This is a genomic window from Fibrobacter sp. UBA4309 (assembly GCF_002395745.1).
In the GTDB taxonomy this organism is placed as follows: Bacteria; Fibrobacterota; Fibrobacteria; order Fibrobacterales; family Fibrobacteraceae; genus Fibrobacter.
This window is the reverse complement of record NZ_DGUN01000046.1, coordinates 12111-28655: the sequence shown is the minus strand read 5'-3', so window position 1 is coordinate 28655 and position 16545 is coordinate 12111. Positions and strand designations below refer to the sequence as shown.

General features: G+C 53.2%; 9 protein-coding genes. All 9 read left to right on the top strand.

What is annotated here, in order from left to right; genetic code table 11:
- The first annotated feature begins 99 nt into the window (after positions 1-99).
- The 9 genes from B3M32_RS05455 to B3M32_RS05415 all read left to right on the top strand — a co-directional run bounded on the left by B3M32_RS05455 (position 100) and on the right by B3M32_RS05415 (position 16506).
- A complete protein-coding gene (locus B3M32_RS05455) occupies positions 100-2055 on the top strand; it encodes an alginate O-acetyltransferase AlgX-related protein (RefSeq protein WP_290744072.1) in 1956 nt (651 codons plus the stop codon).
- Between the two features lie 6 nt (positions 2056-2061).
- On the top strand, positions 2062-2802 hold the full coding sequence (locus B3M32_RS05450) for a transglutaminase family protein (protein WP_290744071.1): 741 nt from the start codon (positions 2062-2064) through the stop codon (positions 2800-2802).
- Between the two features lie 104 nt (positions 2803-2906).
- Entirely contained in the window at positions 2907-5606 is a 2700-nt protein-coding gene (locus B3M32_RS05445) for a TIGR02171 family lipoprotein (protein ID WP_414655175.1), read from the top strand.
- 5 nt (positions 5607-5611) lie between these two features.
- The gene (locus B3M32_RS05440) at positions 5612-8308 is read left to right on the top strand and encodes a TIGR02171 family lipoprotein (RefSeq protein ID WP_290744069.1); all 2697 of its coding nucleotides are present in this window, start codon (positions 5612-5614) and stop codon (positions 8306-8308) included.
- Positions 8305-11058 (top strand): TIGR02171 family lipoprotein, encoded by a 2754-nt coding sequence (locus tag B3M32_RS05435; protein ID WP_290744068.1) that lies wholly within the window; start codon positions 8305-8307, stop codon positions 11056-11058. Before B3M32_RS05440 ends, B3M32_RS05435 begins: the two co-directional genes overlap by 4 nt.
- A gap of 39 nt (positions 11059-11097) precedes the next feature.
- Positions 11098-12486, top strand: coding sequence for a hypothetical protein (locus B3M32_RS05430; RefSeq protein WP_290744066.1), 1389 nt, complete (start codon positions 11098-11100; stop codon positions 12484-12486).
- 472 nt (positions 12487-12958) lie between these two features.
- Positions 12959-14326 (top strand): DnaA ATPase domain-containing protein, encoded by a 1368-nt coding sequence (locus tag B3M32_RS05425; protein ID WP_290744065.1) that lies wholly within the window; start codon positions 12959-12961, stop codon positions 14324-14326.
- Positions 14326-15192 carry an NAD-dependent epimerase/dehydratase family protein gene (locus B3M32_RS05420; protein WP_290744064.1) on the top strand — a complete coding sequence of 289 codons (867 nt, stop codon included), beginning with the start codon at positions 14326-14328 and terminating at the stop codon, positions 15190-15192. Before B3M32_RS05425 ends, B3M32_RS05420 begins: the two co-directional genes overlap by 1 nt.
- Before the next feature lie 93 nt (positions 15193-15285).
- Entirely contained in the window at positions 15286-16506 is a 1221-nt protein-coding gene (locus B3M32_RS05415) for a hypothetical protein (protein ID WP_290744063.1), read from the top strand.
- Positions 16507-16545 lie beyond the last annotated feature (39 nt).

Here is a 16545-nt window from a genome sequence, read left to right as displayed (position 1 = left end):
TTTTTGAAGGATGTTTCTTGCAAAAAATTTAGAAAAATAAATGTGCATAGAGTAATTTTTATATGTTTACCGAAGGTTGGTGCAATCGGAGCCAGGAATATGAAATATTTATCCATGAAGTCTTTTTGGGGCATGTCCGTCGTGGCATTGTCTATTTCCCTTGGAATGGTAGCTTGTGCATCGTCACAGAAATCGGCGGAACCGGAATCGGCGCCGCCGGCGTCGAAGGCTGCCGTCCAGGTGTTTTCAGTACAGGTCACCGGTTCCGATAAACAGGTGCGAACGGTCGAAAAGGCAACGCTTGCCGCATTGGATTTCGCGGCCTATTATGCCAATCCCATCCGCATGGCGGGCAAGGAAGAGACCCCCGAAAACTATGCGGGCAAGATGGCCCAGGCCAAGCTGGAAGATTATCCGTTCCCGATGCTGGAATCGCTTTCTGCAGCAGAACCTGCGGCAGTGGCGGGCGTGTCGCCGCTGGCCTGGGAGCCGTTCTCGAAGATTCTCTATGCGCAAACGGGGGCCGATTCCCTTTCGCAGGTGCTGAATTCCGTAGAGGCGGTCAAATGGGATGAACCCGAAGTGTTTCGCGCCTTCCAGACGGTATCCAAACTCTGGGGCGTTCCCCAGACCGCTGGCCCTGTCGAGTGGTGGGTAGAGGTGACGCCTGCCCCGTGGACTGGCCGCAAGCCCTTTTACGGCAAGCTGAAATTCACTTCGGGGGGCGAAACGGCCGAGGTCCTCAACTTCTACCTGACGGCCGAGATGAACGCCGAAGAGGCGATGAACTGGGCCCGGACGCTTTCGTCTTACTGGTACCCGACATTGAATACGGATTTGGAACCGCACGCTCCGGGAGATATCTGGCCCGAAGGCTCCACGGGCAGGCCTTTTGCGGTTATGCGCGGAAACCCGATGGGGACGCCCATGTGGGTGGCATTCGACGTGCCTGCGTTCCGCATGACAGACGAGCAGATTCGTGCGAAGGCGGTCGCCGATTCCCTGGCGGCGGCGGGGGAAGTAATCCCGGTGAACCGCGTACTCGATACGAGCTCTACGGTGCGTCTTGAAACGCTCGCGGCAATGGAAAACAGCTGCCCGGCGAACGAGCAGACGGACAAGTTCCGCAAGGCGCTTGCCGCCCAGATGGAAAAGCTGCCGAAGGAACAGAACTCTTGGGCGTCTGCCGATGCCAAGGCCGAAGAAAAATTCCTGTGGTTCCGCCGTAACGCGAATTACCTGTTGGCCGACAAGATTTCTGGTCAGGACAGCCTTCACAATCCGCTGCCGCGCATGGTGGAACTGAAAAAGTACCTGGATTCGTTGAACATCCAGCTGCTTGTGGTGCCGGTCCCCGTGAAAGAAGAAATCTACGCCGACAAGCTTGTGCCGGGGACGCCTGCGGATTTGTGTGTCAACGTGAACGGCCGTGAATTTGTACGTGAAATGCTTGCCGCCGGCATCGATGTGCTGGATCTCTATCCGGCGCTTATGGCGGCCCGTGCCGGCGATGAGCCGCCGCATTATAGCTATCAGCGTTATGATACGCACTGGGCGCTGCCCGGAATGCTTGCCGCCATGGAACTGCTGGCCTCCCGCGTGACGCAGTACAGCTGGTATGCGGAATCCGGGGCTCAGCCGGGAAGCCTTTCGATGAAGGATACGGTCGTACTCCGCGAAGGCGACCTTGTGGCCCACCTGCCGGACGCAGAAAAGTCCAAGTATGCGGCGGATACGCTCGCCGGCATGAAGATCTATAAGGGCGAAGAACCCTACAAGGGCGGCAAGAATGCGCCGATTCTCTTGATGGGCGATTCCTTTACGGGTGTATTCGAGTCGGTGGACCAGAAAAGCGGTGGTCCGGGCTCGCTCCTTGCCTATGCCACGGGCCTGGACGTGCAGGTGGCGACAAGCTGGGGCGGCGGCCCCGGCGTGCGTTCCCGCATGATGAAAATGAAAAAGGATATGCAGAGCAAGCGTCTTGTCATCTACATGATGACTGCTAGGGATTTTTGGCAGTCCCCGATGGAATGGGATGGCTTACAGCTGAATTAGGAATGTATGCCGTTCTCTCGTCTGTTCTGGCCCGTATTCTCGCTGTTGCTCCTGGCTGCCTTTGCTTTTGCTCTGTGGAGCGGCCAAAAGAAAAACGTCAGCTACCGTGAAATGGCGTGTACGTTCGAGGAGCGTGCTCCCGGTTGCCTGGATTCCGTGAGGGAATGGGCGCAAGGGCTTTCTTTTTTCGATAGCGCCTATGCCGTAAGCGGGGATGCGCTCGCTTCTTTGAAATCCTTGCTCTGGGATTATTGGAATATCGAATTTGCGGGTGCCGGCGATGCGGCCGTATCGCACGATGCGGTGCTTCCGCTCAAGGTTCTCGAGAATCGGACCGGCGGTTGCGTGGGAATTTCTTGGCTCGCCCTGATGGTTGCCGAGGCTAGAAACTTGCCGCTCCATGCGATTCTGTTGCCGGGCCATGTCTTTTTGCGCTATGGGCAGGACGATGGCCGGGGACAGGTCGGTTTCGCCCCCAAATGGGTGAACCTGGAACCGAATCGCCGTGGCTATACGTATACAGACGAGGAGTATCGCCAAAAGTATAGGGAAGGGCGCTGGACTGGCCTGGAATTCAGGCCGCTTTCACCGCAATCTTTTGTAGGACTTGCCGCATTTGATCTCGGAAACCTCTATTTGGAGCGGGAGCCCCAGCATGCGCTTCTCTGGTATAGGCTCGCAGAGGAATTTTTCCCGGAATATCCGGGAATAAAGGCCAACCAGGACGCGGCCAAGAACAAGTTATAGCATCTTGTCCAGGGCGTTTTTTTTATATTGAACATATGCATTTCGGGCTTGGACATTTGGTGCGCAAGACGGTTGTAGGAGGCGTGGCCTTTTTGCTGTCTTCTATGGTCTCGTGTAGCGATGGTGAAGGTTACGATGACATTATCACTGTCCCGGAAGATTCCGCGGTAAAAGTGCGCGAAGGAAGGGTTCCCGGCTTTGTAGATGTGCTTTCGGCCGGAGCGCAGGTGACTCTTGGCACGCAGATGAAAGCCCGGTTCGATTATGATTTTTCTATCGGGTATCACGAAATTACTTGTGGCGAATTTAACCGGGTAGTCGAAGCGGCCGGGTTGAAGTTGACGCTGGAATGCGAAATCGCCGATATGCCGGCCTCGAACCTGACGTACTACGATGTGGTACTTTTTGCCAATGCCAAGAGCGTCGCTTCGCAAAGGGATTCCGCCTACACCTACGATGCCGCATTCTTTGACAAGTCGGGTCATTGCATCAGCATGGAAAAATTCGCATTCCGTCCGGAATCGGAAGGATTCCGCTTGCCGACAGAGGCGGAATGGACGCTTGTGGCAAAGCAGGGCTGGAATACGATGTTCTCGTGGCATGCTGGCAATTCCGATTTCAGGAAACACGAAATCTGTTCGTTGCCGGCCAATAAGGCGTATGTCTGCGACATGGCGGGCAATGTGATGGAATGGGTGAACGACTGGATGGTCGCATTCCGTGACACCGTGGTTGAAAATTACGTGGGCGCTTCGGTAGGGAACGCCATAGGTGAGCGTGTAGTAAAGGGCGGCAGCTACCGCAACGATGCCGCCGTCATCAATACGGAAAGCCGTGGTGACGTGTACACGGTGACTTCTTCGACCCATGCTGATTATATCGGGTTCCGCCTTGCTTACGGAAAAATTCCGGATGCAGCGTGGCTGGACCAACCCGGAGAATCCGTTGCGTCTCCGGTATCGCTCCTTACGGATGCCCAAACGATAAGGGCCTCCTTGGGTACGTCGAAATCCAAGCTCGTGTTCCGCAACGAGGTCTCGGGAAATCTCGGCTATATCGATTTTTCGGAGCCTATGCCGGTTGCCCGTGAACTGAAGGCTTCGGTCGATGCCTATCATCCGGATGTGTCTCCCGACGGACGCCTGGTCGCCTTCTCTACCAAGATGGAAGGCCTTACCGGAAAGTCGGCTGTTTATGTGAGAACTTTGAATTCGTATGATACGAACTTGATAAAGCTGGATGTGGAATCGGCGACGATTCCGCGTTGGCGCGTATTGGATAATGGCGATACCGTTATCGTCTATGTGACGGATTCCGGAAACAACGAGGACGAGTCCGTATTCATGGCGAAATCGACATGGCTCGTTCCCTTTATGGGGAAAAAGTTCGGGACGCCGCAGAAACTGTTTGACGGCGGCTACCATGGCGGTGTAGACATGGAAAGCAAGTTTGCCGTTACGGGATCGATAAAACTACGGGCAAGGGTTCCGGATGGGGAAACTTTCCGCGATACTGTTTGGTACGACAGCAACCAGGCTTGCAACGTGAGCCTGGCAAACGACGGTAGCAAGCGTACGGCCTTTTTAGATTTCGGCGGCGCTCCCGGGCGTGAATTTGCAAAAGAAAAGTACGGCGTCCACGAACGAATCCTGATTGCCGACAGTACGGGAAAACTTGTCCATAGCGTCAAGGCCCCGGCGGGATTCTCCTTTGACCATGTGGAATGGGCAATCCATTCGGCATCGGGCGATGTGCTCGTGGCGACACTTTCCAATACGGACGGATTCCACAAGAAAATAGTCCTGGTAAATCTCGACGATGACAGCGTTATGGATATCGCCGCCGGCGAAGAACTTTGGCATCCAATTCTATGGTCTAAACAGTCTCGCGAGAATTCTGGCGGGGCGTCCCTGAATCTGGATAGTGCCGGAGTCTATTTTGCCGAGGTCGGCAGCGAAGCGGAAGTCTTTTACAGGTACAAGCTGGAACTGCTCTGGAGCTATTGTGGCGTCGCCCGCGTTGTCGCTCTAGGTTCTTCCAGGATGCTGAACGGATTTAATCCGCTCCTGATGGGAGAATCCCATCCGTCCGTCAATCTGGCGACGGTTCCGAATACGATGTACACGTCGATGTTCCTTGCGGAAAACTATGTCTTGCCGCATGTGGAAAACTTGAAGTTCCTGCTCGTCTCGCTGGATATGGACTTGTGGTACAAGAATGATTCTGGGGATAATTTCTTCTATGAAGACTATCGCCGTTTCCCGGGATTTGTCTACGACGAGAATCACGGATTCTGGAAAGACGGCGTTCCCGACGGAATGGCCGATGCCGTTGTCGACGCTCCCGGAAACGACTATTACAAGATGGTGCTCACGACGGAAAAGGGCTTCTACGCGAACGAGTCCGGCAATTGGGGAGACGGGGACCTTGTCAATTTTGACAGCACATGGCTGGATTCCTATAAGCAGGAGTTCGAAAATGCGTTTGACCATCTTGTCCGCATAATCGAAATGGCGGGGGAAAAGGATGTCACCGTTGTCGGAATCGTTTTCCCGCAGAGCCCGGATTTCCGCAAGACGGGTTCGTTCGGTCGCTATGGAATCCGTCGCAGCGAGATGGGTGCGATTATGGAACGCCTGGAAGGCCTGCAAAAGAAATTCGGCAACTTTGTCTTGCTTGACGAAAACAAGATGGGCCAGCACGATTATCCTGCCGCTATGGCATCAAACCAGGACCATTTGAACCGCAAGGGCGCTGCGCAGTTGACGCATAGATTGGATTCCCTGCTTACGGGGATGGAATAGGATTTATGTGGCTTGCGCTTTTATTTGCTTTTCTGCTGTGGGGATGTTCCAATTCCGAAGACGTGCCTTCGCCAGAAACTCCTCATGCTGAATACTCTTTGCTGGATTCGCTTCCGGGAATGGTGCATATCGTATCGACGGATTCCAGTGTCGTGATTGGCACGAACGATTCGTTGGCAAAACAAAACGAACGTCCGCAAATGACTGTCGAATTTGATTATGATTTTGCCATTTCTAGGAACGAGGTGACCTGCGCGGAATACAACGCCCTGATGAAAGTCCCGCTTGCTTGCGAGAACGACTCGGTTCCTGCGACGGACATGACTTTCTTCGATGCGGTCTTGTATGCCAATGAATTGAGCAAGAGCGAAGGACGCGATACCGCCTATACGTATTCGTCGGTCAACTATAACTACGAAGGACACTGCACCGGCCTGGAAGGATACGCGTTCCACCCGGAAGCGAATGCCTACAGGTTGCCGACAGAGGCGGAATGGGTCTATGTCGCCCGCCGCGGCTGGGATGCCAGTGATGGCTGGACTGCGGAAAATTCGGATTATGTTCTTCACGAGCCTTGTTTAAAAGGGACGAACCTTTTGGGCGTGTGCGACATGCTCGGGAATGCGGCAGAATGGGTTAACGACTGGCTTGGTGCTTTCCTGGATACAACAGTCGTCAACTTTGCGGGGGCACCCGGCACGGAGGGCGTCGGCGAAAGGATTATAAAGGGAGGGAGCTTCCGCAATAACCGCGCAAATATCAAGATTTCTAACCGCGGTGACGTGTACATGGTGTCTTCTTCCACAAAGACGGATTACGTCGGCTTCAGACTGGCATTCGGTAATATCCCGAATCCGGCATGGATAGACTGGGCTGAAGGCGGCAATGAAGCGAAGATTGTTCCCGTGACAAGGATGGACGGAAAGCTTGTGTTCAGGAACGACTTGACTGGAAACCTGGTCTATATCGACTTTACCAGGCGCGGGACTCCCTCGGTCGTTGAATTCAAGGATGGCATTGACGCGTATCATCCGGATATTTCGCCAGACGGGAAATGGGTCGCTTTCTGTACGGGAGTCGAAGGAATTCATTCGATATCGCGCCTCTTTGTCCGTAGCTTGGAATCCGATACGGCGAAACCCGTAGAACTTGATTTCCCGACGGCATCAATTCCCCGATGGAGGGTTCTCGATTCCGGGGATACGGTGATTGTCTTTGTGACGGGAGCCGACAATAACGAAGACGTGTATACGTTTATAGAATTGACCACATGGCAGGTGCGTTTCTCGAATGGGGCCTTTGGAACGCCCGAGTTGCTGCTGATGGGGAATTTCCATGGCGGTATAAGTGACGATAACCATCTGGCGGTTACCGGATCGACTCTTTTGCGTGTCCGCTATGCAGATTTCCAGTCCGATATATTCAATGCCTTTATCGATGATGTTTGGTATAACGGGGAACAGGCTTGTAATGTGAGCCTTTCGAAAGACGGGACAAAAAGGACTGCTTTTCTGGATTTTGGCGGAAAGACCGGACGCGAATTTGCGGGAGTGCGTTATAGGACACACGAACGGTTGCTGATAGCAAACAACAAGGGCGAACTCATTGAAAGTATCGGGTCCCCTGCAGGCTACAGTTTCGACCATACGGAATGGGCCGGGAAGGGAATTGTCGGGACTCTTGTCGATGCGGGCGGCAATCACGGGAAAATTGTCTATATCGACCTGGAAGATTCCTCGATCGTGACCCTTGTCGAAGGAAAGGACCTTTGGCATCCGGCGTTTTGGGTCGTGGAAAGGGATATCCACTATGATTCTCGGCTGGACCTGGATAGCGCGGGCGCGTATTATAACGAAAATTCCGAAGATAACGCGTTTGTGCTGCGCGAAAAAATGCAGCGCTTCTGGGAACAAAAAGATTCCGTGACGCTTGTGGCGTTGGGTAGTTCCAGGGTGATGTTTGGTATCTATGGAAAGGCGATTCCGTCCCAGGTAACTTTGAATATGGGATTCCCCAAGGGTGATCTGCACGATGCCAAGCATTTGTTCGATGGTTACATGTTGAACCATCTCAAGAAACTGAAGTACCTGGTTATCGAAATTGCTCCGAACATGTTCTACAGACATGAGGCTGACAATTGGCTTCGCATATACAATAACCAGAAGGGATACCCGTACGATGCCAACCATAATTTCTGGAAGGACAGTATTCCGGATGGCTTTATAGACAGGGTGGCTTCGTGCATGAGCTATCGTTACAAGGAATATCTGCCTTATGATCCGGAAACGTTTATGTACCCGCCAAGATCGTGGGGACATGCCGACATACTCAGTGATTCCTTGCTGGCAATAAATCTCCAGGATCGTTTCCATGAAAATTATTTGATGTTCAAGGAAATGGTGGACAAGGCCGAAAATGCCGGTATAAAGGTGATTGGCATTGTTTTCCCTGTTCACCCCGAATACAAGAATACGGGAACTTTCGGTGCCTATGGCCCGATGCGTTCTGTCGCCAAGGCGGTGATAGATAGCGTTTCGAAATGGAATATTGTCGTGATGGACGAAAATAAAGACGGAAACCACGATTACACCGACGAGATGGCCTATGACTATGACCATCTGAGCATCCTCGGCGCAGAACAGGTTTCCCGCCGTCTGGATTCGCTTATCGTAAGCCTTGAAAAAGGAAAAACAGGTAAATGAAACGCGAATTCGTTTTGATAAAGAGATTTCTGCTGTTGCCTGCAACGTTCCTGTTGGCGTTGGCCTTGTGTGACTGTTCCAATTCGGCGTCGTACGGCGATGACGATTCTACAGAATCTGCTTCTAGCAGGTTTGTCGAAAGCGAAAATGATACGCTGGAAGACATGGTTCGTATCCATGCCAAGGGCGATACCGCTATTCTCGGGACAATGGAGAAAGATGCCAAGCAGAACGAGAAGCCCCTGATGCAGGTCGTCTTTACGTATGATTTTTCCATTGCCCGCCGGGAAGTCACATGCGACGAATACAACAGCCTGATGGAAAAGAAGGTCAAGTGCCTGGTGAGGAATCTGCCTGTTACGAACGTGACATACTATGATGCTGTTCTTATGGCAAATGCGAGGAGCAAGAAAGAGAATTTCGATACCGTCTATACGTATGAAAATGCCCGGTTCGATTACGGCGGCCACTGCGTCGGTCTTGACGGCTTCTCGTTCCATCCCGAAATCAATGGGTACCGCCTGCCGACCGAGGCGGAATGGAATCTTGTGGCGATGCAGGGATGGAGCTATACCAAGGCGTGGACTGTCGAGAACTCCAGCTACAGAAAGCATATGGGGTGCAAGTTCCCGCCGAACGGGGTCACTGTTTGCGATATGGTCGGCAATGTGATGGAATGGGTGAATGACTGGCTGGGCTATTTCCGCGATACGACTGTCGTGAATTTTGTCGGCGCTCCTGACGGCGGCGGTGTAGGCGAGAGAATTGTAAAGGGCGGCAGCTATCGCGATGTCGGCAAGTCTATTGTTCCCAGCTCGCGGGGCGATGTGTATATGGTGTCGTCGGCGACCAAGCAGGAATATATTGGATTCAGGTTGGCGTTTGGCGCCATCAATAACCCGACATGGATGGACCGCTCCGGCGCTTCCGTTACCAGCAGGGTTGTTCCCATGGCCAGCACGTCTGCATTGCTTTCGGCGACGGGAGCGAGCAAGGCCAGGCTGGTCCTCCGAAACGACATGACGGGAAACCTCGTATACATCACTTATACCAGCGCCTTGCCGACAGCGTATGAATTCGAGGACAGTATCGATGTATACCATCCGGATATTTCTCCCGACGGCAAATGGGTAGCCTTCTGCACGGGTGTGGAAGGAATCACGGGGCAGTCCGAAGTCTATGTCCGCAATCTGGATTCCGTGAAAGATCCCGCTATCAAGCTGGATGTCTCGAATGCAGCCATCCCGCGCTGGCGCGTCGAAAATGGCGATACCGTAATCGTGTACGTATCGGATGCGGGCAACAATGCCGAACAGGCGACCTTCATGCAAAAGTCCACATGGAAGGTCCCGTTCCATGGCGGGAAATTCGGGACTCCCCAGAAGCTTTTTGATGGAGCCTATCACGACGGAATCAGTTCGGATAACCGCCTCGCCGTTACGGGCTCGACTCTTTTGCGGGCGCGCATAGCCGGATCGGAATCGTCGCTTGCCACCGATACCGTTTGGTACGGCGGGGAACAGGCCTGCAACGCGAGCCTCGCGAAAGACGGGAGTAACCGCGTGTCGTTCCTGGATTTCGGCGGCGAGACGGGAAGGGCGTTTGTCGGCAAGAGGTATGGCACGCACGAAAGGATCCTGATTGCGGACAGTACGGGAAAACTTCTGCGGACTGTTGCGGCCCCGTCGGGTTCGTCTTTCGATCATAGCGAGTGGTCCGGAGACGGTCTCGTTGCCGCCCAGGTCAATGCGAACGGGGCGCATACGAAGGTCCTGTACATCAATTTGCAGGACAGTTCCTTCACGACGCTTGCCGAAGGGGACGAAATTTGGCATCCGTGCCTTTGGCTGAAAAAGAGCGCTTCGCCGAATGGGAATACGATATTGGACTTGGACAGCGCTGGAGCCTACTATAGGGAAACCTCGGAAGATTACGTGTTCGTGTTCCGCGAGAAAATGGAACAGTTCTGGACAATGAAAGATTCCGTAACGGTTCTGGCCCTGGGCAGTTCCAGAACGATGTTTGGCCTGTACTACAAGGAAATGCCCTCCTGGGTGGTGCTGAACATGGCTTATCCCGGAGCCGACATGTACGATGCCCGCTATATATTCCTGAACTACATCCTGGACCATGTGAAGACCTTGAAGTACCTGGTTCTGGAAGTCGCTCCGGACATGTTTTACAGGCAGGCCAAGGATCACTGGATCCCGATGTATGCGGCTGTTCCGGGAATTGCCTACGACGCCCATCACGGCTTTTGGAGGAATGGCGTGCCAGAAGGGTTTATCGAGGCCGTGAAAAATTGCCCGTCGTATGCGAACAAGGATGTTCTGCCTTACGACGCCGATTTCATGTATCCGGCAAAATCATGGGGGAACGCCCCGTTGGTGGTGGATTCTACGCTTTCGACGGATTCTACCGCGCTGGAGTGGGTCGAAACCAGCTTTGCTGCGTATACCGAAATAGTGGAGGCCGCGTTGGATGCGGGAATCAAGATTGTCGGAGTCATCTACCCGAGACATCCGGATTACAGAAAGACCGGATCGTTCGGGGCGTACGGGCCTAAACGCTCTTATGCGGAAAAATTGATAAAAAGGGTTTCTAAGTTCGACATGGTTATTCTGGACGAGAACAAGTGGGGCTATCACGACTATACCGATGAGATGGCCTACGATTACGACCACTTGAGTATCGAGGGTGCCAAGCAGCTTACCCGCAGGGTGGATTCGCTATTGAAAACGTTGGAGTAGATGAACGCGTTGCGCTTGATGATACTTCCCTTGGCCGTGATGCTTTTTTCCGTTTTCCCGCTGACGGATACGGATATATGGTGGCATTTGGCGTGTGCGCGGGAGTGGGTTGTGACCTGGACTCCAGTCAGAGGAAACATCGTCAACGTGCATGAGTTTTTCCAGCAGGTTGTATCGTTCGTCTACACTCTTGGCGGGGCTCCGCTTCTTGTTGCTTTCAAGGCGCTGCTGTGGGGAACCGTTTTTCTGTTGTTCCTGCTGCCGCTGAGGCGAAAGACGTTCGGCCTTGTTCCCGTGGCGGTGCTCGCGGCAGCTCTTTTCTGCTTCCGGTTCCATTTTGAACTCCGTCCGGTCGTCTTTTCGATGCTGTTCCTCGGAATCTACTGGAATCTGGTCCCGCGCATTTTCGATAGGGAAGGCTTCCGCAAGATTCCGATAGTCCTGCTACTGCTTTGCTTGCAGTGGCTATGGTGCCGGTTTCAGGGACTCTACATTTTGGGGCCTGTTCTTGTGGCGGTGTTCGCCGCGGGGGAGTTCGTGCGCAAGAACCATGGCGGCAAGGGCTTGGCGCTCCTGGTCCTTCTGTTCTTGGCGATGCCGTTCTTGCATCGAGATGGACTGGAACTGTTCCTTTATCCGTTCGGGCTTCTTGACCGCCTTATGGGGCTGACAGAATCGGCGGTCGTCTTTGCCGGCGGTATTGCGGAAAACCGTAGCCCCCTGACTCTCTTGATGGAAGGGGAGAATGTCCTTGCCGATATCCTGGCCATCCTCTTTGCGGTTGTTTCGCTGGCGCTTGCCGTGCGTGGAATTGCCAAGTCTCCGCGACGAACCGAACCGACAACGGCATGGCTGTGCATTACGGCGGTTCTAGCCCTTGCGGCAGAACGCAATATCGTACTTTTTTTGCCTGCGATGTGTTATTTTGTCCTGAATTTGGAACGTCCCTTGAATATGCCTTGCCACGCCCGTCGTCTTGGAATGTACCTGCCGGTTGTTCTGCTCTTTGCGGTACTGGGCGTATGGTGCAGAAGCCTTTTGCCGTATGACCGCACGATGGTCTCTTCGTTGCGCGTTCCGGTAGCGGCTGCGCAGTGGATGAAATCCAATCCCCATGAAGGAAGGCTTTTCAACGATGACCGCGCCGGGGGCTATCTCGCCTTTGAGAATCCCGGGGATTCCACCTATATGGACGGGCGCTTCATCTTGAAGTCGGCGGAATTCTTCGGACGTTATCTGGAGTACCCCGAAAAACCGGAAACGTACATGCACGACGTGGATTCCCTGGGAGTGGATCGCGCCATATTCCCGCTGCGCTACTATGCACGCTGGGATGGCGTCATTTCGGCGATGCTCCGGTCCGGAAAATGGGGGGCCGTTTATGTGGATAGCGGTTTTGTTGTTCTTGATAGAAAAAACTTAAGATAAACTTACTCCATCTGTATTACTATCAATAACTTACGCTTTTTTTTCTCCGAGAAATGCCGTTTTTTTTGATAAAAAAGCGGTTTTTTCTTTTTTGCATAGTGTATTTTTGTGCACTAATGTTCTTGTCAAGGGATAGTTGAAAATTTTCCTGTTGATATAATGTGAAATCTCTAGGGGGATGGGTTGGATTCTTACGTGGTTAAATATGTGCATTTCAAGGAAAGATTTGGGAAAATAAAAGTATTTCCGACAAATTGGCCTTTTTGACCTGATTTTGAACATTTGAAAAAAAAATTCCCCGTCCCGATTTTTCGTCGCCTCCCTTTACTTACTTTTTTAGCTCCAAACGATTTTAGATCTTACCTGTTTTTTTGAGTTTATAGTGGAAAACATTGTTTCTTTATTAGATGTAGTTGCGTCGCCTTGGCAGATGGTGCTGAAGTGCGTCCGTGCGGAATGTAATGATTTTGGCATGGCTATATTCGACGCAGTAGGCTACGAAGGTTTTTCTGACGGCATTGTCAATCTTACTGTACCCGATACTTTCCGCGAGACCTGGCTCAACAGTCATTACGGCGATTTGCTCCGCAGGGCTTTCGGCGAAGTGCTCGGCCCCGAATTCAAGGATTACAGGATTCGCCTGCTGGCACCCTCGAATCCAGTTCCCGAAATGAAGTTTACTCCGCGCGTGGCGCGCGTGATGCCCCCGGTAAAAAAGAATGTCGTTGCCCCGAAACGCAAGAAACTTAGTTTGTATGCAAACTATACGTTCGAGACGTTCGTCGAGGGCGAATGCAATTCTACCGCACTCCGTGCCTGCGAAACCGTCGTGGAGACTCCGGGCGACATGGGCATGAACCCGCTGCTGGTCTACGGGGCTTCCGGATTGGGGAAGACCCACCTGCTGCAGGCTATCGCCGCGAAGCTGCAGGCGACAAGGCCCGGCATCAAGATTGTCTACCGCGCCGCTTACGATTTCTTGCGCGATTCCGTTGCCATGGCGGAGGCTTCCTATGCCGGCAAGAGGGCTCTGTACCAGGAACTCAAGGAGAAGTTCAAGGAGAACTATGCGGATTGCGATGTCCTCCTGGTGGACGACATCCAGCTTTTGGAAAAGGGCGTGAAGTGCCAAGAGAAATTGGCCATGCTCATCAAGATTTTGCGGAGCCAGGGCAAGCAGGTCGTGTTGAGCTGCGACCGCCATCCGTCTGCATTCAAGAAACTGCAAGACGGCGAATCGCCTGCCAGGGACGCGAAGATTCCGCAGCTTTCCGCGAACTTGCTTTCGCATCTGGAAAATTGCGTGGCTGTCGGCCTGACGGAACCCGATTTGAATACTCGCATGGGCCTTATCCGCGAGAAGTCCAAGAACATTCCGTTTAATTCAGACGACCGCGAAGAAATCTGCAGGTTCCTTTCTATTCCGCCGCGTGCGAACGTGCGCCTTATCGAAGGGACGCTGAACTGGCTGCGCGCCATGCATACCATGAATGGCGTGGAACTCAGCCTGAGCTGCATAAAGCAGTTGCTGGTATCTCCGAAAAACGATGGCGCTGTCCTGACGCTCAAGAACATCAGCGAAACGGTTGCCGCTTCGTTCAAGGTCGATACGGTCGTGCTTTCTTCCCGCCGCCAGGACAAGGGGGCTTCGCTCCCGCGCAAGATTGCCATGTTCCTCTGCCGCGAACTCACGACCGAGTCGTTGCAAGAAGTGGGCAAGGCGTTCAACCGCGATTACGCTACGGTGATTGCCGCCATACAGTCCCTGGTCGCGTTGATGGGGAAGGATGAATCTGTTGCCCGTCGGGTACAGGACATCCGCTACATGCTGGAAACCTGATGAAAGCCTTGATTACAGGCGGAGCCGGCGTCGTAGGGAGGGCGCTGTGCAGGGAGCTTCAGGAAAGAGGCGTGCAAGCGAGGGTCCTGACCCTTCCGGGCGATCCCCTGGCAAAGACGCTTCCGCCGGAGGTGGAAGTCTTGTATGGCGACGTGGCGGATTACGCGTCCATTCGCCCGGCTTTCGATGGTGTCGATGTCGTCTTTCACCTGGCGGCCATCCTTCTTTCTACCAGGCGCGGGGAATTCGAACGCATCAATGCGGGCGGCACGCGGAACGTGGTTTCGGCCTGCCAGGATGCCGGAGTCCGCAGGCTTCTGTATGTTTCGAGCATCTCGGTGACGTATCCCGTGCTGACTCCGTACGGGGCGAGCAAGCTTGCCGGGGAATCTTGTGTCAAGGATTCGGGACTGGACTGGACTATCGTTCGCCCGACTCTTGTGATAGGCGATGGCGGCGGCATTGAATACAAGATGTTCGAACGTTACGTGACGCGTTTCCCGGTTTATTTCTTGCCGGGCGGCGGTATGTCGAAAAAACGCCCGGTGAGGAGCGTAGACCTGGTCAAGGGGATTGCCGTGGCCGGCCTCTCTCCGGAAGCCCTGGGCAAGACATACGCGCTTGCCGGTCCTGAAATCCTGAGTATGGCGCAGATGGCGGAACGCATCTTGAAGAATGCGGGGAAAAAACACTGGATGGTTCCTCTCCCATGGTGGATTTCCAGGCGTCTTGCCGTATTGAAAAACTGGATAGGCGGTAATCGCGTGTCGGCGGAGCAGGCTCTTGCCGGATTCCTCTACGATGCGGTTCCCGGTATAGAGGATGCTGTCCGGGATTTGGAATATGCCCCAAAAGAGGCACTTTAGCGTGATTTTTGACGCATTTCCTTGAATATCTCTGCTACAGATTGATTTTTTCCCTGTAATTGGAGTATATTATGGGGAAAAAAGAGGATATATATGAAACATTCTTTCCTTTTGGCTTTTACCGTAGCTGCCTCGCTTTCCCTGTTTGCTTGTGGCGACGATAGCAGCTCTTCTCCGAACAATGTGGACAAGGACTCCATCGAATCTTCTGCGGATAACGACAATCCGGATTCTTCGGATGACAAAACCACCAGTTCTTCTTCTGCAGAAGAACCGGAATCTTCTTCGTCTGACGAAAAGAAGGATGGCGTCCGCGAAGCGACCCTGGAAGACTTGCAGAAGAACATGACCATCAAGGACCTGTTCGGCACGGAAATCACGTTCTCCGCCGGCTCCAAGAATGGCTTGTTTGCGTTCTTCCTCCCCGGTCCGGATTATGACTCCGCATGGGTCGTCGTCTATTCCGACTTTAAGAAGGGAACCATCGAATTCAACTCGTCGAACGCATCGTATGCGACCGTCGGTTCCGAAGGTACGGTCAAGTCCATGAAGGAACTCGTGACCGAGAAGGCCAAGATGTCTTTTGTTGTCAAGACTGTCGAAGAAGACTCTACGCTGCTCTGCGTATTCCAGGGCGATACCCTCGAAGTCCAGACGACAAAGGTCAAGGTCAATACCAACATGATTTCGGACGGAACGGCCCTGAAGGGCAAGCGCCTCTCCTGCAAGGGTAACAACCTGACGGAAGCCTTCTCGTTCTTCGACGGCTCCTTTGTCAAGTTCCAGATCAAGGAATCCGATACGACCCACTGGAATGCCGGCCGCTACGACATCTTGCGCGGCAAGTTCATGGCCCTGACTCTGAATTCAGATACGGCGACGGCAATGCTCACGACGGCGGACCTGTCCAATTCCTATGCGATGACGTCGGTTTCTGGAACCAAGTCCGAATGTAGCGAATCGGAATTCAAGTACACCGGAATCGATAGCGACAAAATTGCCTCCGAATGGGATGCCTCCGAAGGCGATCTCAACTGGACGATGAACCTGAAGGATGACGGAACCTATGCCATCCGTGCCAATGAAGGCCGTACCGAAATCCTCAATGGCGATTGGAGCGTCTTTGGCGATTACCTGGTGCTCCAGAACAGGGAATGCTCCAATACCGCCTGCAAGCCGCAGATTATCGGCCAGGTGACCGATTTCGATGCGGCAAAGGGATTCACCTATTCTCACTGGCCGTCTTTCTCTACCGATGGAGAAAATAAGGGTAACGAGTTGCCGTCCGAATGGAGCGCTGCCGTTTACGAATAGCCCGTAACGACAATGGACTATATGCGCCGCTTGCCGTTG

Coding starts and splice junctions, on each gene's coding strand:
- B3M32_RS05455 (WP_290744072.1), top strand. CDS start 100: ATGAAATATTTATCCATGAAGTCTTTTTGGGGCATGTCCGTCGTGGCA.
- B3M32_RS05450 (WP_290744071.1), top strand. CDS start 2,062: ATGCCGTTCTCTCGTCTGTTCTGGCCCGTATTCTCGCTGTTGCTCCTG.
- B3M32_RS05445 (WP_414655175.1), top strand. CDS start 2,907: ATGGTCTCGTGTAGCGATGGTGAAGGTTACGATGACATTATCACTGTC.
- B3M32_RS05440 (WP_290744069.1), top strand. CDS start 5,612: ATGTGGCTTGCGCTTTTATTTGCTTTTCTGCTGTGGGGATGTTCCAAT.
- B3M32_RS05435 (WP_290744068.1), top strand. CDS start 8,305: ATGAAACGCGAATTCGTTTTGATAAAGAGATTTCTGCTGTTGCCTGCA.
- B3M32_RS05430 (WP_290744066.1), top strand. CDS start 11,098: ATGCTTTTTTCCGTTTTCCCGCTGACGGATACGGATATATGGTGGCAT.
- B3M32_RS05425 (WP_290744065.1), top strand. CDS start 12,959: ATGGCTATATTCGACGCAGTAGGCTACGAAGGTTTTTCTGACGGCATT.
- B3M32_RS05420 (WP_290744064.1), top strand. CDS start 14,326: ATGAAAGCCTTGATTACAGGCGGAGCCGGCGTCGTAGGGAGGGCGCTG.
- B3M32_RS05415 (WP_290744063.1), top strand. CDS start 15,286: ATGAAACATTCTTTCCTTTTGGCTTTTACCGTAGCTGCCTCGCTTTCC.